Below are 17,658 nucleotides of genomic sequence, written 5' to 3'. Positions count from 1 at the left end.
AGATCATCAGTCAGCTTAAGCTAATTACCCGTCCGCAGGTCACGATCGCGGTGTGACGAGTCGACTGTCACAGATCACCTGTTGCTCACCGCGGTTGGGATAAACCACCAGACCGATTAGCAGGGATGCCAGTCGCTGTGATTCCAACAGCTCTGCATGGACAGCGGCTGTATGGCTAGATCTGCGAGTCGTTGCTAGTTCTGCGCAGGCTTCTACTGCTGCATTGAGATCGGCTTGACTTGCAATGCCATCAAGCAGAACATCTGCCTGCTGGCTGGAATTCTCGGTGTAACGACCATCACTGGTAAAGCTTGGGCCACAGCGATAGATGGCATGGGGACCTTGCCAGATATGATTGGATGCGATTGGTTGAACAGCATAAGTAATTGTATGAAAGCCTCCGCTTTCTTTCGGGACTTCTAAACTCAAAATCGGCTGACGATTACTATTGCTACATTGCGTTGAAGCGGTGAGATCAGTATTGAGAACAATGCGGCGCGATCGCCGGATTTCACTACTGATAAATTCCAGCGCCAGATTCAGTTGATTCCGTTGCTTGGAGAGCTCAGCGACTCGGCGATCGGTGCTTAAGTTGGTGCTGAGGACAAAGCCACCTGCCAAAATAACTATGAATCCAAGAACGCTACCAACCAGTAATTCGGCAACGGTAAAACCAGCGGTGGCTGTTGTGAGATGGTGCTGTTTTTGTCTCACGAGCGACCATCCTTGACACAGGCATTTTGCTGAATCGTGCCGAGGCGGATGACGCCAAGGGGTTGTGAAAGGACTAAGCAGCGGGTGGTGTTTGTCCAAGCATGACCAAACCGTAAGGTGCCATTGCTGCTGGGTGTGATGGTTGCTAAGGGTGAAAATGTGACGCTGCTGAGCGTGCCGCTGACGGTCACCCCTAGATCAGAACCCCAGCCAGAATCACTGAGCGATCGCCCCATACTGACTAGGCAATCTGCGGGATTGACGGTTGCCTGATTACCGGAAAATGTCACTTGACAGGTGCGATTTGTTCTTTGTGCTTCTCGCTTCAGAATCAGTAGCTGGGCATGAGCATTTGTTTGAGCCAGTCGCGTGGCATAGTCGCCCCAAAAGCCAGCGAGCGACGGGAAAGAAACAGCTGCGACAATCGTGCTAATTGTCAAAGCTGTAATAGTTTCAACAATCGTAAATCCTGTCTCTATCTGCGTGTGAAATATTGCTGGCAGCTTGTTCATTGCCAGTCCCTAACAGCTGGATTAATCCCCAGTTTCTGTGCAGGATACTGACTCGCAGAAAGACTAAAATTTTTCCTTCCAGATTATGAGACTTTTATTCATTAATTCTCTGCAACAAAAAATGATTGCCTACTTTTGTTTCATCTTGCTCTAGTATGTTTAATCAAAGAAAACTGGAATTGATTATCGTAAAAGTATTGAGTGTTCAAGGTGATCGCTAATGGAGTGGGCGATCGCCCGTGACTCAGGCGACGCTGGTTTGTGCTTGGACCGTGCTGGCACGAGGAGCAGCCATCAAAACGCCAGGCTCTCGTTGTTTAGGCAGCACCTGCAAAATATCCACCCGACTGCAATAGTCTAGGTCTGCCTCGCATTTCAGTCGTAGCAAGCGTTGGCCGTGGCTAGCTTGGCAGAGTAGGCCGTAGAGATTGTGCTCCCAGCGTTGGTAGAGCGCGATCGCGGCCAACATTTCGTCATTGCCAAGCTGAATCTGCGATTGCAAGGGAGCAGCGATCGCTCCAGCACAGACGCTGTCTTCTAGTGCATAGCTGCCTTCCCAGCCGGAGCCCACAATCCAAACCGTTTCCGGTTGTTCTTGCTTCAAAAAATCAACGACTGCCTGTCGATTGACTAAGGCAGCCGCAATCACTGTCTTGGCTTGTTGGATGCGTGTCAGCGATCGCGTGCCGTTGGTGGTGCTGATAAACAGTCGGCGATCGCGAAAGCGTTCAGGGGTGACTTCCAGCGGCGAGTTGCCAAAATCAAAGCCTTCCACTTGCTTGCCGCCACGCTCTCCGGCTCGGAGGCGACGATCGGCTGGCCAAGCCTCACTCTCAGTTCGCAGGGCATCGAGATCGCTGAAGACCTGAACCGCTTCTGCCCCGGCATTCAGGGCTGTGGCGATGGTCGATGTGGCTCGCAGCACATCGATCGCGATCGCGCAATCCGGTGCTTCTGTAGCGGGAACCAGTTCGGGAGTGTGGAAGTAAAACAGCTTCACAGCAGACTTGGCGACAGAGATGCTCTCTATTCTCTGACATCTGCCTCGGTCTGCTCCAACGAATCCTCAAGTTTGATGATTGACACACCGGTCATGCGATCGCCTCCACCCTCCATGGGATGAAGCTGCCAATAATGGTCAGAGATGCCCAGGACTTGATATGCCGAGAGATTTACGCGGATTTCTCAAGTTGCTTGAAGAACGTGGCCAGCTACGCCGGATTACAGCGCCGGTCGACTCTGACTTGGAAATTGCTGAAATTTCCAATCGTCTCTTGGCAGCGGGCGGGCCAGCACTGCTGTTCGAAAACGTCAAAGGCACGGATTGGCCTGTGGCGGTCAATTTACTGGGCACGGTGGAGCGGGTTTGCTGGGCAATGAACTTGGAGCAGCCCCAGCAGCTCGAAGACTTGGGTCGCAAGCTCGGCATGCTCCAGCAACCGAAGCCACCGAAGAAAATTTCGCAGGCGGTGGAATTTGGCAAAGTGCTCTTCAGCTTGGTGCGTGCCAAACCCCAGCGAGATCTATTGCCGCCCTGCCATCAAGTCGTGCTGAAGGGGGATGAGGTCAACCTCGATCGCATTCCGATGATTCGGCCCTATCCCGGTGATGCGGGCAAAATCATCACTCTTGGCTTGGTGATCACGAAGGATCCTGAGACGGGGACACCGAACGTGGGCGTCTACCGGCTCCAGCAGCAGTCAGTCAACACAATGACTGTGCATTGGCTGTCGGTGCGGGGTGGGGCACGGCACCTGCGCAAAGCAGCGGAGCGCGGCCAAAAGTTAGAAGTTGCGATCGCGCTTGGGGTGGATCCACTAATCCTGATGGCGGCAGCAACACCGATCCCTGTGGATCTGTCGGAATGGCTATTCGCCGGGCTCTACGGCGGCAGCGGCGTCCATTTGGCCAAGTGCAAAACCGTCGATCTGGAAGTGCCAGCGGATTCTGAAATTGTTCTGGAAGGCACGATTAACCCAGGGGAAGTACTGCCGGACGGGCCTTTTGGCGATCACATGGGCTACTACGGTGTGGTCGAAGATTCGCCGCTGGTGCGCTTCCACTGCTTGACCCACCGGCGCGACCCGATCTATCTGACGACCTTCAGCGGTCGCCCGCCCAAGGAAGAGGCGATGATGGCGATCGCGTTGAATCGCATCTACACGCCGATCCTGCGCCAGCAAGTGCCAGAAATCGTCGATTTCTTCCTACCGATGGAAGCTTTGAGCTATAAGGCGGCGGTGATTAGCATCGACAAAGCCTATCCAGGGCAAGCTCGCCGCGCTGCTCTGGCATTCTGGAGTGCACTACCGCAGTTCACCTACACGAAGTTTGTGATCGTCGTCGATCGCGAGATCAACATCCGCGATCCGCGCCAAGTGATTTGGGCAGTGACCTCCAAAGTTGATCCAGAGCGTGACGTTTTCATCCTGCCGGAAACGCCCTTCGACACCCTCGACTTTGCCAGTCCGAAGCTGGGGCTCGGTAGCCGCATGGGGATCGACGCCACAACCAAGGTTTACCCTGAAACGGATCACCAGTGGGGTGAACCCTTGCGATCAGATCCGGCGATCGCAGAGCAAGTCACGCAGCGCTGGGCGGAATACGGTCTGGCTGATCTGAAGCTGGACGAAGTTGATCCCAATCGCTTCGGCTACGAAATGCCGCCGATTCGCTCCTAGAACTGGCAGGAGTCCATGCGACAACTAAATTTTGCTCAGCGGCGCAAATTGCGGGGCATTCCTCGACGGCTGCGATCGCTGGATCGCTGGGCCGATCGCTTTGCAACGCTGGCGCTGCCCAGTCCTAAGGATTGTGGCGATAGTGGCTTTTGGAACTGGAAGTTACCGGTGATTAGTTCCCTCGCCAATCATCCTAGTCGTCGCTTGCAGGCGCACTGTTTACAGGCGTTGATTCAGGCAGCCACCAACCTCGCCACCCAAGCTCAGTCTGCCGATGCTGACTGTCATGTTGCCTGCCTGATTGAGTGGCCGGCTCTGTTCTACAGCGAGGTGACGCTGTTCTACAGCCGTGACTACTACCGCAGCTTCTACGGCGATCGCCATGCCCTCGCACCGCGATCGCTGGCGCATGACTATGGACTACAACTGCCATCTGGCTGGGTGGAGCGTGGTTTTGATGTGACACAACCAGATCAGCGTGGGCCGATTGAATGGTGGGTGATTGGTCAACCGCTTCAGCCCTAACTCAGATAAGTAGAAGACTTAGGTCTGTAGCTGCTCAGTCATAAAAGCTACAGTTATTTAAGGCTTAGATTATTGCATTAAGGGCAGCTATTACTACTCAAAAATGACCATATTTAGAGTATCTAATGGCGCTGAAAAAATATAGTAAATCACACCAATTCCGAGGATTAAGATCGTAATACTGGAGAGAATTACCCAGCGATCAGGCGGATTATAGGTATCGAGTTCAATATCATCTCTCACCCCAAAATAATGTTGTGTTGATAGCAATACCATCAGTAAGCCAACGATGGAGAAAGCTAAGCCTAGCTTCCAAGCGCTACCTGGAGCTTGGGGTGCAATGGGAGGTCGCAAGATCCTGAGTCGGACAATGAGCATACCAAAGCCCATCAAGGAAATGGCACTTCGCATCCAAGCAAGGTAGGTGCGTTCATTGGCAAGATGATCACGAATCCGATTGGGATTTTGAGGCTGGGCAGAAGACTCGCTGACCTTATCCTGATTAGTTTTCGTGGAAGAAGATGAAACCATAAAAAGTTGAATACCAATATGAGACTGAAGCTAAACTAGCCCATTATCTAAAAAGATCCACGTTTTTTCTGGGATGTTTTTGATTGATTGGCTCAGTCAAGTGACTCAGATTTTCCCGTTTATCTTACTGGCATAAGCCAGCATTTTCTCAGTCTGGGTCATTTCAGTAAGTAAGCATGATATAGCTCCTAAAGATATGAAATTGACTGTTCGCGCTCACTACAGCCTCAAGGCACTGATCGATCTCTGCCTGCAATCGGAGGATGAGCCGGTGTCGATGCGGGCGATCGCTCAGCGTCAAAATATTTCACCAGCTCTGCTGGAAAAACTGCTGGTGGAGCTTTGCAAAGCTGGACTAGTGACGGCGACTAAGGGACGGCGTGGCGGCTATCAACTAGCCCGACCCGCTGCCAAAATTTCACTGGCGGATATTCTGGCCGCTGTTGGTGAATTGAGCGATCGCGATCGCCAACCTTTGGCTCCCGAAGAAGCGGCTGATTGGGTGTCGCGGGCGATTTGGCAGCGCTTGGATGCTCAATGGCAGGCGACTTTACGGCAAGTCAGCCTCGCAGATCTCTACTACGACGCCCGTAGTTGGCAGGCCGCCCAAGGCAACGAAATCGAAATTGTGATCTAGGCGATCGCTACCAAGGAATTGGGCTGCCATCCCAGGCGAAAAAGTTACCGCTGTCTGCCGGAGTCAATCCGCTGATCACAGCCAACAGCTGACGTACGGTGCGATCGGGGCTGAACAGTTTTTCGGGTGGAACGTTGGCTTGAAAGGGGGCTGACAGATCAGTGGCGGTCGTGCCCGGATGGAGTGCAACCACGATCGCATTCGGATGGCGTCGCTGCCATTCCAGCGCCAAGGTACGCGTCAGCATGTTCAGCGCAGATTTCGAGGCGCGATAGCTGTACCAGCCGCCTAGTTGGTTGTCGCCGATGCTGCCGACTCGCGCCGAAATGTTCGCCAAGACTGCCAGATCCTTGTGCTTAAACAGCGGCTCCAAGGCTTGCGCCATCAGGATTGGGCCAAAGGTATTAGTCGTAAAGGTCTGCAGCAACAACTCACGACTGACCTGTGCCAGCCGTTTTTCGGGGCCAAGACCGTTGCCATGCAAAAAGCCCGACGCATTCACCAGCAAATCGAGGCGCGGCACAATCGCGATCGCCTTCTCTGCTGCTGCCGCGATTGCCTGATCATCGGCTAAATCGAGAGGAATCAGCTGGAGGCGATCGCCATACTGCTGCCGCAGAGCTTGTAACCCTGAACTTTCGGCAGGCTGACGGCTGCTCGCCAAGACGCACTCGATCTGCGGTTGCGCCAGCAAATTCTCGACTAAGGCGAGACCAATGCCCCGACTGGCCCCTTGAATGAAGGCAAATCGGGGTTGAAAAGCAGCCGTCATCAGTCGTTGTTACGCGGCGGGAGTGAGCAATTCCAGATTGCTGAAGCGGAAGCTGATCGTGCCTGAAGCCGAACGAATCGTGCGAGCACTCAGCAACTGATAGCCGCCAACGGTGACGTATTCGTCTTCAAATTCACTGTGATCGCCTTTTTGCTCGCCAGTCGTCGGGTCATGGTAGACCGAGTCGTAGCGATGCGAGAGGTAGCCCTCGGCGCTTTTGTGGGTACTGAAGGTGTTGATCGTCACGACCACGCCGTGAATGTGGCGATGGACCAGCACGACTTCGTTATCCCGCACTTTGTAGCGATCGCCAGCAGATTTGCCGTTGACCAGAATTTCAACGGTGCCGTCGTTATCGCTGTTGCCGAATTCAAACTCATTTTTGCCGTGGGTATCTTCAAAGCCCCGACGGACGCGGTGAATGGCGACTTCAAACAGCTGACCATGGATCAGTTTGACCACTTCCGGCTCCTCAATGCCCGAGATGCTGGGCTTGAGGTCAGCGCTGACTTCCACACTGCCTTCCCAAGACTGGTTGCCATCGCTGTAGGTAACGTTGGCGCGATAGCCGGGAAAATTGGCATCCCAGGTGTAGCGATTTTCGTAGGCAGCGCGGAACAGTTCCCGTGCCGAAAGCTGAGCAGCGACCATGTCAACGCCTCTAAATGGATGCGATCGAAACTCTTCCTAGCGTAGCGATCGCCGGTTGTGATGAGTGAGGAAAAGAGCGATCGCTGGCTGTCATCCAAGCTGATACTTGCAGTGATTAAAACGATTGCAGCGGTTTGATCTGCAACAGTGTCTCGCTCAGCTCCGCGTGAATCTGACCATTCGTGGCCAAAATTCGACCACTGGCAATGTCAAAGGGGCTGCGATCGTAGGCTGTGACGAGTCCGCCTGCTTCCTGCACTAGCACTACACCCGCTGCCAGATCCCAGGGCGAGAGGCCGCGCTCCCAATAGCCATCCAAACGCCCGCAGGCCACATAGGACAAATCCAAGGCTGCCGATCCGCCTCGCCGTACGCCTTGGGTGACATGGGTCAGGCGACAGAATTCGGCGTAGTTGTTGTCCTCAACTTCGCAGCGATCATAGGCAAAACCCGTCACGAGCAGAGATTTCGCCAAGGTCTCAGCTTTGGAAACACGAATTGGTTGCCGATTCAGGGTGGCGCCCAATCCCTGAGCAGCGCGGAATAACTCTTTTAGGTAAGGCGCATAGAAGACACCGATGATCGGCTGATTTTGATAGAGCAGCGCGATCGAGGTTCCGCAGAAGGGATAGCCGTGGGCGTAATTCGTCGTGCCATCCAACGGATCGACTGCCCAAGCAAACTCCTGCTGGCGATCGCCTAACCAACCAGATTCCTCAGCAAGGACGGCATGCTCAGGGCAATGACGTTCCAAAACGCTAAGAACTGCTGCTTCTGCTGCGCGATCAGCTTCTGTTAGGAGGTCGCCGGGGCGTCCTTTCTCTTCGATCTGCGTCAACCGACCCCAAAAGCGATCGAGTTCAGCCCCTGCTGCCAAGGCCGCTTCTGTCGCCACATCCAACCAAATCTGGAGCTGGCGATCGCTGATTGCTGCCACTGCTTATTCCTCGTCCAAGGGCAAACCAAAGCTGACTTTGCCTTGGCCAAAGTACCGACCAAACTGCAGCATGTAGACTTCGTCTTCGTCTTGGGTTTCCACAATCACATCCGATCGCGGATAGCTGACGCAGAGCAGGGCATAGCCGTGTTGACGCAACGGTGCTGACAGACCCATTGCCTCGGTTTGCTCGATCGCTCCACCGAGAACGCGCACGGCACAGGCTGTACAAGCCCCATTGCGGCAAGAAAAAGGCAATTCATAGCCCTGTTCTTCGGCGGTTTGCAGGATGTAGCGATCGGGCGGAACCTGCACCGTAAACTCCTCATCGGTACGGCGATCGCGAATGCGGACGGTGTAGGTGTCGCTCATGCAGAGTTCCCGGCAGCCAACTGCTGTTTTGACCGAAGTTCTCTGCTACGATATCAAGTCTGTGCGAGACAACTAAATAGTTCTTGCCCCCTGGAGAGATGGCCGAGCGGTTGAAGGCGCAGCACTGGAAATGCTGTTTAGGGGTAACTCTAACGAGGGTTCGAATCCCTCTCTCTCCGTTTTCATCAAAATCGACAGTGCTTCATCTCCCTATCAAGGAGCGGAGGGCCGCAAGCTAGAATGGGTCAGCCATTTTCGGCCACTGGCTTGAAAGGCGTGCCCCCACCCTAGTTTGAGACAGCATGGGACGAGTCGTAGGCATTGACCTCGGAACGACGAACTCCGTTATTGCCGTAATGGAAGGCGGCAAGCCGATGGTGATCGCCAATGCTGAGGGTGTGCGAACTACCCCCTCTGTAGTGGGAGTTAGCAAAACCGGCGAGCGCTTGGTGGGCGAGTTAGCGCGCCGTCAGTTGGTGCTCAATCCGCGCAATACCTTTGCCAATATCAAGCGGTTTATCGGTCGTCGTTACGATGAGCTGACCGACGAATCAAAACGGGTGCCCTACACGGTGCGCCGTGATCCGGAGGGCAACGTGCGGATTGTTTGCCCCCAGCTCAGCCGTGAATTTGCGCCGGAAGAAGTAGCGGCAATGATTCTGCGCAAGCTGGCGGAAGAAGCCAGCCGCTATCTCGGTGAGCCGGTCACGGGTGCAGTGATTACGGTGCCGGCTTACTTCAATGACTCCCAGCGCCAAGCGACACGGGATGCCGGTCGGATTGCGGGGCTGGAAGTTAAGCGGATTCTCAATGAACCGACGGCAGCTTCGCTGGCCTATGGACTCGATCGCCGCGATAACCAAACCATTCTGGTCTTCGACTTGGGCGGCGGCACTTTTGACGTGTCGGTGCTGAAGGTTGGCAACGGGGTATTTGAGGTCAAAGCCACCAGTGGCGACACCCAGCTCGGTGGCAATGACTTCGATCGCCGCATTGTTGATTGGCTGGCTGAGCAGTTCCTCGAAGTAGAAGGGATTGACCTGCGGCGCGATCGCCAAGCGCTGCAGCGTCTGATTGAGGCAGCGGAGAAAGCCAAGATTGAGCTATCGGGCGTCAGCGTCACCGATATCAACCTGCCGTTCATCACTGCCACAGAAGATGAACCGAAGCATTTGGAAACGCGACTGACGCGATCGGAATTTGAAGCGCTCTGCGAAGACCTGCTGGAGCGCATGATGCGGCCGCTGCGTCGGGCCTTGAAGGATGCGCGCTTGCAACCCCAGGACATCGATGAAGTGGTGCTGGTGGGTGGCTCAACTCGCATGCCGATGGTGCAGCAGTTGGTGCGATCGCTGATTGGTCGTGAGCCAAATCAGAACGTCAATCCCGACGAAGTCGTCGCGATCGGGGCAGCGATCCAAGCCGGTATTTTGGCTGGCGAAGTCAAGGACATCCTGCTGCTAGATGTGACGCCGCTGTCGCTGGGGCTAGAAACAATCGGCGGCGTGATGAAGAAGCTAATCCCGCGCAATACGGCCATTCCTGTGCGGCGATCGGACATTTTCTCCACGGCTGAAAATAATCAGACGATGGTAGAAATTCACATCCTCCAAGGCGAACGCCAGCTGGCAGATGGCAATAAGTCCCTTGGCCGCTTCAAGCTAACGGGTATTCCGCCGGCGCCACGCGGGGTGCCGCAGGTGCAGGTGTCGTTTGACATCGATGCCAATGGCATCCTCCAAGTCTCGGCGCTCGATAAGACGACCGGACGGGAGCAAACCGTCACCATTCAAGGTGCATCCACGCTGTCACAAGAAGAAGTGAAGCGGATGATGAAGGATGCCGAACTCTATGCCCAGCAAGATCGGCAACTGAAAGCGCGGATTGAGAAGCGTAATCGTGCCCAAACCCTAATCGCTCAATCGGAGCGTCGCCTGCGGGAAATTTCCCTCGACTTTGGCCTCTACTTTGCGGAATCAAAGCGGCGCCGGATTGAAAGTACGATTCGCGAGTTGAAGGACTACCTTGAACGCCAAGACGATCGCGGTTTGGATTTAGCCTTAGCTGAATTGCAGGATGCACTGTTCGACCTCAATCAAGAAACAGCTGCTCGGCTGCGTGATGAAGAAGGCGAAGGCTTCTTTGAACCGTTGAAGCAGACCTTTGCCAGCCTGCGAGGGGATGGCGATCGCGATTTTGAGCGCAGTTGGGATGATCGCGGTGGCGATCGCTGGGATGCGGATCCATGGGATCGTAGCCGTCGCAGTACCCCCAGCTACGGTTACGACGATCGCCGCAGCCCCGTCAGCGATCCCTATCGAGGTGAGCGCTGGGTGGAAGAACAAACCTCGGCTGGCCGCCGTGAACCAGTGCGCGATCGCAATGGCGGCAATGGATCTGTCCGTCCGGAACCTGCTCCACGGCGCGGCCGACCGACTTGGGAAGAAGAACAACCGCCACGGCGCGATCGCAGTCAACCACCGGCTAAGCCAGCTAGCGGGCGTCGCTGGAATGACGGCTGGGATGATGACGATGATGAGTGGTTCTAGAGGGCAGCGATGACCCGATCAGCACCACCCATGCAAAATTTTCGCGACTATTACGCCCTGCTCGGGATTCCCCAGACAGCGAATCAGGCAGACATTAAAGCTGCATTTCGTCGTTTGGCTCGTCAATGCCATCCCGATCTCAATCCAGGCGATCGCCAAGCTGAAGAGCGATTCAAGCAAATCAGCGAAGCCTACGAGATCCTCTCGGATCCCGATCGCCGCGCCGAATATCAGCGCTTTAGCCGCTACTGGCAACAGCAAGGCTTTACCGAAGCTGAAAGCAGCGATGACTACGGCGATTTCCCTGACTTCGACATTTTTGTCGATGAATTATTGGGTCGTCGCACTGTTGAGCGATCGCCTCGCCGTTCAGCCCGCCGCTCGGCTGCGACTGCATCAGCTCTGTCGCGGGATCTTGAGCGATCGCTGGAAGTTGATCCCAAGACGGCGCTACAGGGTGGCTCTGCACTGCTCAAGCTAGACGATGGCCGCCAGCTAGAAGTGGATATTCCAGCTGGAATTCAAGCCGGTGAGTATCTGCGTCTGCGTGGTCAGGGGATCCAAGGGGGTGATTTACTGCTGCGGGTGCAATTGCAAGCGTCAGACTTCCAGATCCAAGGTGCAGACGTGATCTACACCTTGAATGTCAGTCCAGCCACGGCGGTGCTCGGTGGTCAGGTAGCCGTTCCCACTCTGGACGGCCCAGTCCAAATGAAGTTGCCCGCCTCTTTGCGATCGGGACAACGCCTGCGCTTGGCCGGCAAAGGCTACAGCAAGTCCAGTGGCGATCGCGGCGATCAAATTGTGGTGATTCAGCTCCAACTGCCGACCCGCCTCAGCCCTGAAGAACGCAAGCTGTATGAGCAGTTGCGATCGCTCGAGCAAGCCCGTTAAAGCTCTGCAACCCTGCCCCATGAGATTGCGGGATCAGGGTAATAAGATGGTGCCAGCGATCACAGGCGCCGATGAAAGTCTACGTTCTGCTCTACAACGCGGGCACGGATAACGAAGGGATCCACTCGCTGTCGATCGGGGATGACAACATCATCCTGATGTTTGAAGACGAAGACGACGCCCAGCGCTACGCGATGCTGCTCGAAGCGCAGGACTTTCAGGCCCCGTCAGTGGAAGCGATCGATCGCGAAGAAGTCGAAGCTTTTTGCCAAGACTCGCCTTACCAGCCGCAGCTAATCCCCCGCGATTTCCGGCCTAGCAATGACTTTGAGCGTCTGCTGCTAGCGCCGCCCGAACTGAATCGAGAGGAAACCGATTGGTCTGAGGACGGTCGTCCGGCAGATATTGCGGATGAAGAAGCGGACTCTTTGCCCGCTAGCGATCTCGAAGCATTGCGTCGCCGTCTAGAAGGCTTGCTGTAAATGGATCCATCCCTGAGCGATCGCGGCCATCTACTGACAGAGCAGGCCAATCCAGCGAGTCAAAATCTCGATCAGTTGTCGCCGCTTGAATTCGTTGATCTATTCACCCGCGAAGATCAGTACTGCTTGACAGCTGTTGCTCAGGCTCGTGAAGCGATCGCAGCAGCCATTGAATACGCAGCACAAGCGATCGCCCTTGGGGGACGACTGTTCTACATCGGGGCTGGCACCAGTGGGCGTCTAGGCGTCTTGGATGCCGCCGAATGTCCGCCGACGTTTTGCAGTGATCCCGAACAAGTCCAAGGCATTTTGGCCGGCGGCCCTGCTGCCATGTTTCGCAGTTCCGAAGGGTTAGAAGATCGAGCAGAAGATGGTGCAGCCGCGATCGCAGAACACCAGATTGGCCCTCGTGATTTCATCGTGGGGATCACGGCAGGCGGTACAACGCCCTATGTCCATGGAGCGTTAGCAGCTGCTCGGGCAGCCGGTGCCAAGACAGGCTTTCTCGCTTGTGTCCCTGCTGATCAAGTAGCGATCGCCGTCGATGTTGATATTCGCGTTCCTGTTGGCCCCGAGTTACTTTCAGGCTCAACCCGCCTTAAAGCGGGCACTGTCACCAAGATGGTGCTCAACCAAATTTCAACGGGAGCGATGGTTCGAATCGGCAAGGTCTACGGTAATCGCATGGTCGATGTCGCGGTCACCAATCGCAAGTTAGAAGATCGGGCGCTACGGATTTTGTCAGACCTCCTCGGAGTCGATCGCCAGCAGGCTGCCAGATTGCTCGAGGCGAATGGGCGATCGGTCAAACAAGCTCTGCTGCAGCATTGGACTGGCGTAGATCCTGCAAGCGCTGCCGACCTACTTAATCAACATCAAGGCCAGCTGCGCGCGGCCCTAACTGCATCGGCCACAGCACTTCGGTAGATTGGGCAAAAGCCTAGTCGACTCAGGACTAGGACTGTTATTGCCTAGGAGAGCTTGCATGCCGCTCGAAAATGCCACGCCGATCCTGCTGCTTGTGGGCGCGATCGCACTGATTGGCTGGGGCTTTTGGCGACGGCGTGGCCTCGGCCGATTAGGAACCTTAGCGAGTCTTCAGTCACTGGCGCTGGTCTCCCCTTGGCTGATCTTTTTTGGCCTCTCGCTGTTCGGCATCTACTTACGTCTCACTGTTGTGCTCGTTTTGTTGGTGAGCACGACTGTCGTTTACATCTTGCTCGGCCGACAAATTCGTCAACTTAGCCAAGATCCTGAGGTTCAAGCTCAGCTGCGCGATCGCTTGGCAGCGATGGCTGCTCGTAATGCTGCGATGGCACCCGATCGATCGCCTGACTCAGAGGCTGACACTCTGGAAGGTGATGGTCAGCCGCATCCTCTCCCTGCTGATGACCTTCAGCAAATCAAAGGCATCTTCGGGGTAGATACCTTTTTTGCAACGGAAACCATCCCCTACCAAGAAGGCGCCATCTTCAAAGGCAACCTGCGCGGTGAAGCAACCGTTGTGCAGCCCCGCTTGGCTCAGTTGTTGCAAGAGCGCCTCGACGATCGCTACCGACTGTTCTTGATTAACGATCCCAGCGATCGCCCAGCGGTTGTCGTCTTGCCTAGTACTGCTTGCGAACCCCCAAAGGTTTTGCCAGCTCAATATTTCCTAGCAGTGCTGCTGGCTGGCTTTACCCTTTGGACCTGTTTTGTGCGGGGTGCTGAGCAGCTCTATCCTAATTTCGACATTCTCTTGGCGCCAGAACGGCTGAAGGAAGCTGCGCCTCTAGCAATCGGCCTAGCGGTTCTGTTGGGATCACGAGAACTGGCCCATCGCTGGATGGCAGATCGTTATCAAGCTCGTCTCAGCCCGCCCTACTTTTTGCCTTCAGCAGAACTCGGAGGGTATGGCGCTTATTTTCGATTGCAGTCGATTCTGCGCAACCGGACGGAACTGTTTGATATTGCAGCCGTGGGGCCTGTGTTTAGTGGTGGTCTTTCCCTGCTAGCGCTGATCCTCGGTCTAATCTTTACGAGCCAAGGTGGGGGTGGCTGGCCGATTTCCAGCCAAGTTCTTCAAGGCTCTGTTCTTGTAGGTCTCTTGGCAAGGGCCGTATTGGGAACGACTGTCCAGCAAACCCAGCTGCTAGTTCATCCGCTCGTAATTGTTGGTTGGACAGGATTGGTCATCAACGCTCTTAACCTCATCCCTATTGGTCAGCTCAGCGGCGGACGGCTGGTTCAATCGGTCTATGGGCGCAAGATTGCTGGACGTGTCGGCACCTTCTCCCTGCTGATCCTAGCGATCGCAGCTTTCACAAATGTCATTGCCTTCTACTGGGGCATTCTGGTTCTCCTGTTTCAACGGCAGCCAGAACGACCTTCTGCTGAAGAACTCTCCGAGCCAGACGATACCCGTGCAGCAATCTGCCTACTACTGCTCTTCCTAGCGATCGCTGTGCTGCTTCCTCTGACTCCTAGCCTCGCTGGTCGTCTCTCGATTGGGCTTTAACCGAGTCTCCATCTACCTTCGAGCCTCTCGGAAAAAATCTTTTGGAAAAGGGGTTGACGGTGGGTGGTGGTTTAGGTAGATTAATTAAGCGCCGGTGAGAGCGGAGCGGAAACGCGAAGCGAAAGCGGCGAAAGAACCTAGACAAGAGAATAGTTTAGAAGCCAGTCTTGAGGGACTCGTCAATAAAATGATGAATCCGGTTAACTGGGTTCGGGAAAACTTACGGACTTGGAAGTCTTACGAATGAGTGAGAGTTCAAATTAAGAGTCCAACCAAAATGGAGAGTTTGATCCTGGCTCAGGATGAACGCTGGCGGCGTGCTTAACACATGCAAGTCGAACGAGCTCTTCGGAGCTAGTGGCGGACGGGTGAGTAACGCGTGAGAATCTGCCTACAGGACGGGGACAACAGTTGGAAACGACTGCTAATACCCGATGTGCCGAGAGGTGAAACATTTATGGCCTGTAGATGAGCTCGCGTCTGATTAGCTAGTTGGTGGGGTAAGAGCCTACCAAGGCGACGATCAGTAGCTGGTCTGAGAGGATGATCAGCCACACTGGGACTGAGACACGGCCCAGACTCCTACGGGAGGCAGCAGTGGGGAATTTTCCGCAATGGGCGCAAGCCTGACGGAGCAACGCCGCGTGGGGGAGGAAGGTTTTTGGACTGTAAACCCCTTTTCTCAGGGAAGAAGAAAGTGACGGTACCTGAGGAATAAGCCTCGGCTAATTCCGTGCCAGCAGCCGCGGTAATACGGGAGAGGCAAGCGTTATCCGGAATTATTGGGCGTAAAGCGTCCGCAGGCGGTTAATCAAGTCTGTTGTCAAAGCGTGGGGCTCAACCTCATAAGGGCAATGGAAACTGATTGACTAGAGTATGGTAGGGGTAGCGGGAATTCCAGGTGTAGCGGTGAAATGCGTAGATATCTGGAAGAACACCAGCGGCGAAAGCGCGCTACTGGGCCATAACTGACGCTCATGGACGAAAGCTAGGGGAGCGAAAGGGATTAGATACCCCTGTAGTCCTAGCCGTAAACGATGAACACTAGGTGTTGCGTGAATCGACCCGCGCAGTGCCGTAGCCAACGCGTTAAGTGTTCCGCCTGGGGAGTACGCACGCAAGTGTGAAACTCAAAGGAATTGACGGGGGCCCGCACAAGCGGTGGAGTATGTGGTTTAATTCGATGCAACGCGAAGAACCTTACCAGGGTTTGACATCCCCCGAATCTCTTGGAAACGAGAGAGTGCCTTCGGGAGCGGGGAGACAGGTGGTGCATGGCTGTCGTCAGCTCGTGTCGTGAGATGTTGGGTTAAGTCCCGCAACGAGCGCAACCCACGTTTTTAGTTGCCATCATTCAGTTGGGCACTCTAGAGAAACTGCCGGTGACAAACCGGAGGAAGGTGTGGACGACGTCAAGTCATCATGCCCCTTACATCCTGGGCTACACACGTACTACAATGCTCCGGACAGCGAGACGCGAAGCCGCGAGGTGAAGCAAATCTCCCAAACCGGGGCTCAGTTCAGATTGCAGGCTGCAACTCGCCTGCATGAAGGCGGAATCGCTAGTAATCGCAGGTCAGCATACTGCGGTGAATACGTTCCCGGGCCTTGTACACACCGCCCGTCACACCATGGAAGTTGGCCATGCCCGAAGTCGTTACCCTAACCGTTCGCGGAGGGGGGCGCCGAAGGTAGGGCTGATGACTGGGGTGAAGTCGTAACAAGGTAGCCGTACCGGAAGGTGTGGCTGGATCACCTCCTTTCAGGGAGACCTACCCTACTGATAACTGCGAGAAGCGAAAGCTTCATATTTGATAGAGCGGTATCAGAGGTCAACCTAGGTCGGTCGAGTCTTTCGAGCAAGGGCTTCTAAACTAGTCTGGGTTTTTTCTCAGACAAAACTGTTTGGGTCAAGAGCAGGATGTGGGCTATTAGCTCAGGTGGTTAGAGCGCACCCCTGATAAGGGTGAGGTCCCTGGTTCAAGTCCAGGATGGCCCACCTAGCTTTTTCATGTAAGTGAGGAAGTGATGTGGGGGTTTAGCTCAGTTGGTAGAGCGCCTGCTTTGCAAGCAGGATGTCAGCGGTTCGAGTCCGCTAACCTCCACCAAAACACTGCTTGAAATTCAAAAAATCAGTTCAGCATCTTAGGTTTTCAGCTTCTATTGAAGTTGAGAATTTAGGAATGCTGAGTTGAAAGACTCAGCAAGAACCTTGAAAACTGCATAGAGATGAGAGTGTAGGTATCACAGACACCATCTTTATCATCACTTGATGAGTCAAGTGAGAGAAATGGAAGTCAGAAAGAAGTAGTGGTCAAGCTACGAAGGGCTTACGGTGGATACCTAGGCACACAGAGGCGAAGAAGGACGTGGCTACCGACGATACGCCTCGGGGAGCTGGAAGCAAGCTTTGATCCGAGGATTTCCGAATGGGGCAACCCCATGTACGGCCACCTGAATCCATAGGGTGGCGCGAGCAAACCCGGCGAATTGAAACATCTTAGTAGCCGGAGGAAGAGAAAACAAAAGTGATTCCCTCAGTAGCGGCGAGCGAACGGGGACCAGCCTAAACCAAACTCCACGGAGTTTGGGGTTGTGGGACAGCAACGTGGACTGTGAATGTTAGACGAAGCAGCTGAAAACTGCACCAGAGAAGGTGAAAGTCCTGTAGTCGAAAATTGAAGCAGCCTAGCTGAATCCCGAGTAGCACGGAGCACGTGAAATTCCGTGTGAATCCGCGAGGACCACCTCGTAAGGCTAAATACTCCTGTGTGACCGATAGTGAACCAGTACCGCGAGGGAAAGGTGAAAAGAACCCCGGAAGGGGAGTGAAATAGAACATGAAACCGTGAGCTTACAAGCAGTCGGAGCCCGATTCAACGGGTGACGGCGTGCCTGTTGAAG

The 17,658-nt window shown here is 54.7% G+C and carries 16 protein-coding genes, 3 tRNA genes and 2 rRNA genes (1 of these 21 only partly in view); 13 read left to right on the top strand and 8 right to left on the bottom strand.

The window, feature by feature from the left end:
• Positions 1-39: 39 nt before the first annotated feature.
• The 3 genes from DOP62_RS08795 to DOP62_RS08785 all read right to left on the bottom strand — a co-directional run bounded on the left by DOP62_RS08795 (position 40) and on the right by DOP62_RS08785 (position 2,226).
• Positions 40-714, bottom strand: coding sequence for a PilW family protein (locus tag DOP62_RS08795; protein WP_208675527.1), 675 nt, complete (start codon positions 712-714; stop codon positions 40-42).
• Positions 711-1,226: a pilus assembly FimT family protein gene (locus DOP62_RS08790; protein ID WP_208675529.1), complete on the bottom strand. Its 516-nt coding sequence runs from the start codon at positions 1,224-1,226 to the stop codon at positions 711-713. The genes DOP62_RS08795 and DOP62_RS08790 overlap by 4 nt, the downstream gene beginning before the upstream one ends.
• Positions 1,227-1,470: 244 nt before the next feature.
• Positions 1,471-2,226, bottom strand: coding sequence for a 2-phosphosulfolactate phosphatase family protein (locus DOP62_RS08785; RefSeq protein WP_208675532.1), 756 nt, complete (start codon positions 2,224-2,226; stop codon positions 1,471-1,473).
• Positions 2,227-2,386: 160 nt separating this feature from the next.
• On the opposite strand from DOP62_RS08785, the gene DOP62_RS08780 reads away from it, so the two are divergent.
• Both DOP62_RS08780 and DOP62_RS08775 read left to right on the top strand, forming a co-directional pair.
• A complete protein-coding gene (locus DOP62_RS08780; protein ID WP_208675534.1) occupies positions 2,387-3,907 on the top strand; it encodes a UbiD family decarboxylase in 1,521 nt (506 codons plus the stop codon).
• Positions 3,908-3,922: 15 nt separating this feature from the next.
• The gene (locus tag DOP62_RS08775) at positions 3,923-4,432 is read left to right on the top strand and encodes a DUF3916 domain-containing protein (protein WP_208675536.1); all 510 of its coding nucleotides are present in this window, start codon (positions 3,923-3,925) and stop codon (positions 4,430-4,432) included.
• Between the two features lie 93 nt (positions 4,433-4,525).
• Here the strand turns inward: DOP62_RS08775 and DOP62_RS08770 are convergent, their stop codons facing one another.
• Complete coding sequence (locus tag DOP62_RS08770) at positions 4,526-4,963, bottom strand: YidH family protein (protein ID WP_208675538.1); 438 nt, start codon at positions 4,961-4,963, stop codon at positions 4,526-4,528.
• Between the two features lie 196 nt (positions 4,964-5,159).
• Between DOP62_RS08770 and DOP62_RS08765 the strand changes: the two genes are divergently transcribed.
• Positions 5,160-5,600 (top strand): Rrf2 family transcriptional regulator, encoded by a 441-nt coding sequence (locus DOP62_RS08765; protein WP_208675539.1) that lies wholly within the window; start codon positions 5,160-5,162, stop codon positions 5,598-5,600.
• Between the two features lie 7 nt (positions 5,601-5,607).
• Here the strand turns inward: DOP62_RS08765 and DOP62_RS08760 are convergent, their stop codons facing one another.
• The 4 genes from DOP62_RS08760 to DOP62_RS08745 form a co-directional block, all read right to left on the bottom strand.
• Entirely contained in the window at positions 5,608-6,372 is a 765-nt protein-coding gene (locus tag DOP62_RS08760) for an SDR family oxidoreductase (protein ID WP_208675540.1), read from the bottom strand.
• A 9-nt stretch (positions 6,373-6,381) separates the two neighbouring features.
• Positions 6,382-7,023, bottom strand: coding sequence for a DUF3386 domain-containing protein (locus DOP62_RS08755; RefSeq protein ID WP_208675541.1), 642 nt, complete (start codon positions 7,021-7,023; stop codon positions 6,382-6,384).
• A 115-nt stretch (positions 7,024-7,138) separates the two neighbouring features.
• A complete protein-coding gene (locus DOP62_RS08750) occupies positions 7,139-7,960 on the bottom strand; it encodes an inositol monophosphatase family protein (RefSeq protein WP_208675542.1) in 822 nt (273 codons plus the stop codon).
• Between the two features lie 3 nt (positions 7,961-7,963).
• On the bottom strand, positions 7,964-8,332 hold the full coding sequence (locus tag DOP62_RS08745) for a 2Fe-2S iron-sulfur cluster-binding protein (RefSeq protein WP_208675543.1): 369 nt from the start codon (positions 8,330-8,332) through the stop codon (positions 7,964-7,966).
• A gap of 92 nt (positions 8,333-8,424) precedes the next feature.
• Between DOP62_RS08745 and DOP62_RS08740 the strand changes: the two genes are divergently transcribed.
• The 10 genes from DOP62_RS08740 to DOP62_RS08695 all read left to right on the top strand — a co-directional run.
• Positions 8,425-8,511, top strand: a tRNA-Ser gene (locus DOP62_RS08740).
• 123 nt (positions 8,512-8,634) lie between these two features.
• Positions 8,635-10,881: a molecular chaperone DnaK gene (gene dnaK, locus DOP62_RS08735; protein ID WP_208675544.1), complete on the top strand. Its 2,247-nt coding sequence runs from the start codon at positions 8,635-8,637 to the stop codon at positions 10,879-10,881.
• Between the two features lie 9 nt (positions 10,882-10,890).
• Positions 10,891-11,775 (top strand): DnaJ C-terminal domain-containing protein, encoded by an 885-nt coding sequence (locus DOP62_RS08730; RefSeq protein ID WP_208675546.1) that lies wholly within the window; start codon positions 10,891-10,893, stop codon positions 11,773-11,775.
• Positions 11,776-11,846: 71 nt separating this feature from the next.
• Entirely contained in the window at positions 11,847-12,257 is a 411-nt protein-coding gene (locus tag DOP62_RS08725) for a DUF3110 domain-containing protein (RefSeq protein ID WP_208675548.1), read from the top strand.
• Positions 12,258-13,184, top strand: coding sequence for an N-acetylmuramic acid 6-phosphate etherase (murQ, locus tag DOP62_RS08720; protein ID WP_208675550.1), 927 nt, complete (start codon positions 12,258-12,260; stop codon positions 13,182-13,184).
• Between the two features lie 58 nt (positions 13,185-13,242).
• A complete protein-coding gene (locus DOP62_RS08715; protein ID WP_208675551.1) occupies positions 13,243-14,754 on the top strand; it encodes a site-2 protease family protein in 1,512 nt (503 codons plus the stop codon).
• A gap of 274 nt (positions 14,755-15,028) precedes the next feature.
• Positions 15,029-16,517: ribosomal RNA gene (locus tag DOP62_RS08710) — 16S ribosomal RNA — on the top strand.
• 162 nt (positions 16,518-16,679) lie between these two features.
• Positions 16,680-16,753: transfer RNA gene (locus DOP62_RS08705), tRNA-Ile, on the top strand.
• Positions 16,754-16,786: 33 nt separating this feature from the next.
• A tRNA-Ala gene (locus DOP62_RS08700) sits at positions 16,787-16,862 on the top strand.
• A 204-nt stretch (positions 16,863-17,066) separates the two neighbouring features.
• Positions 17,067-17,658, top strand: a 23S ribosomal RNA gene (locus DOP62_RS08695); it runs 2,286 nt beyond the window's last position.
• The 16S and 23S rRNA genes sit together here with 2 tRNA genes alongside, the layout of an rRNA operon.

Origin of the sequence: Synechococcus elongatus PCC 11801, assembly GCF_003846445.2 — a bacterium.
In the GTDB taxonomy this organism is placed as follows: domain Bacteria; phylum Cyanobacteriota; class Cyanobacteriia; order Synechococcales; family Synechococcaceae; genus Synechococcus; species Synechococcus elongatus_A.
The sequence above is the reverse complement of the archived record's forward strand: the minus strand, read 5'-3'. Positions and strand labels throughout refer to the sequence as shown.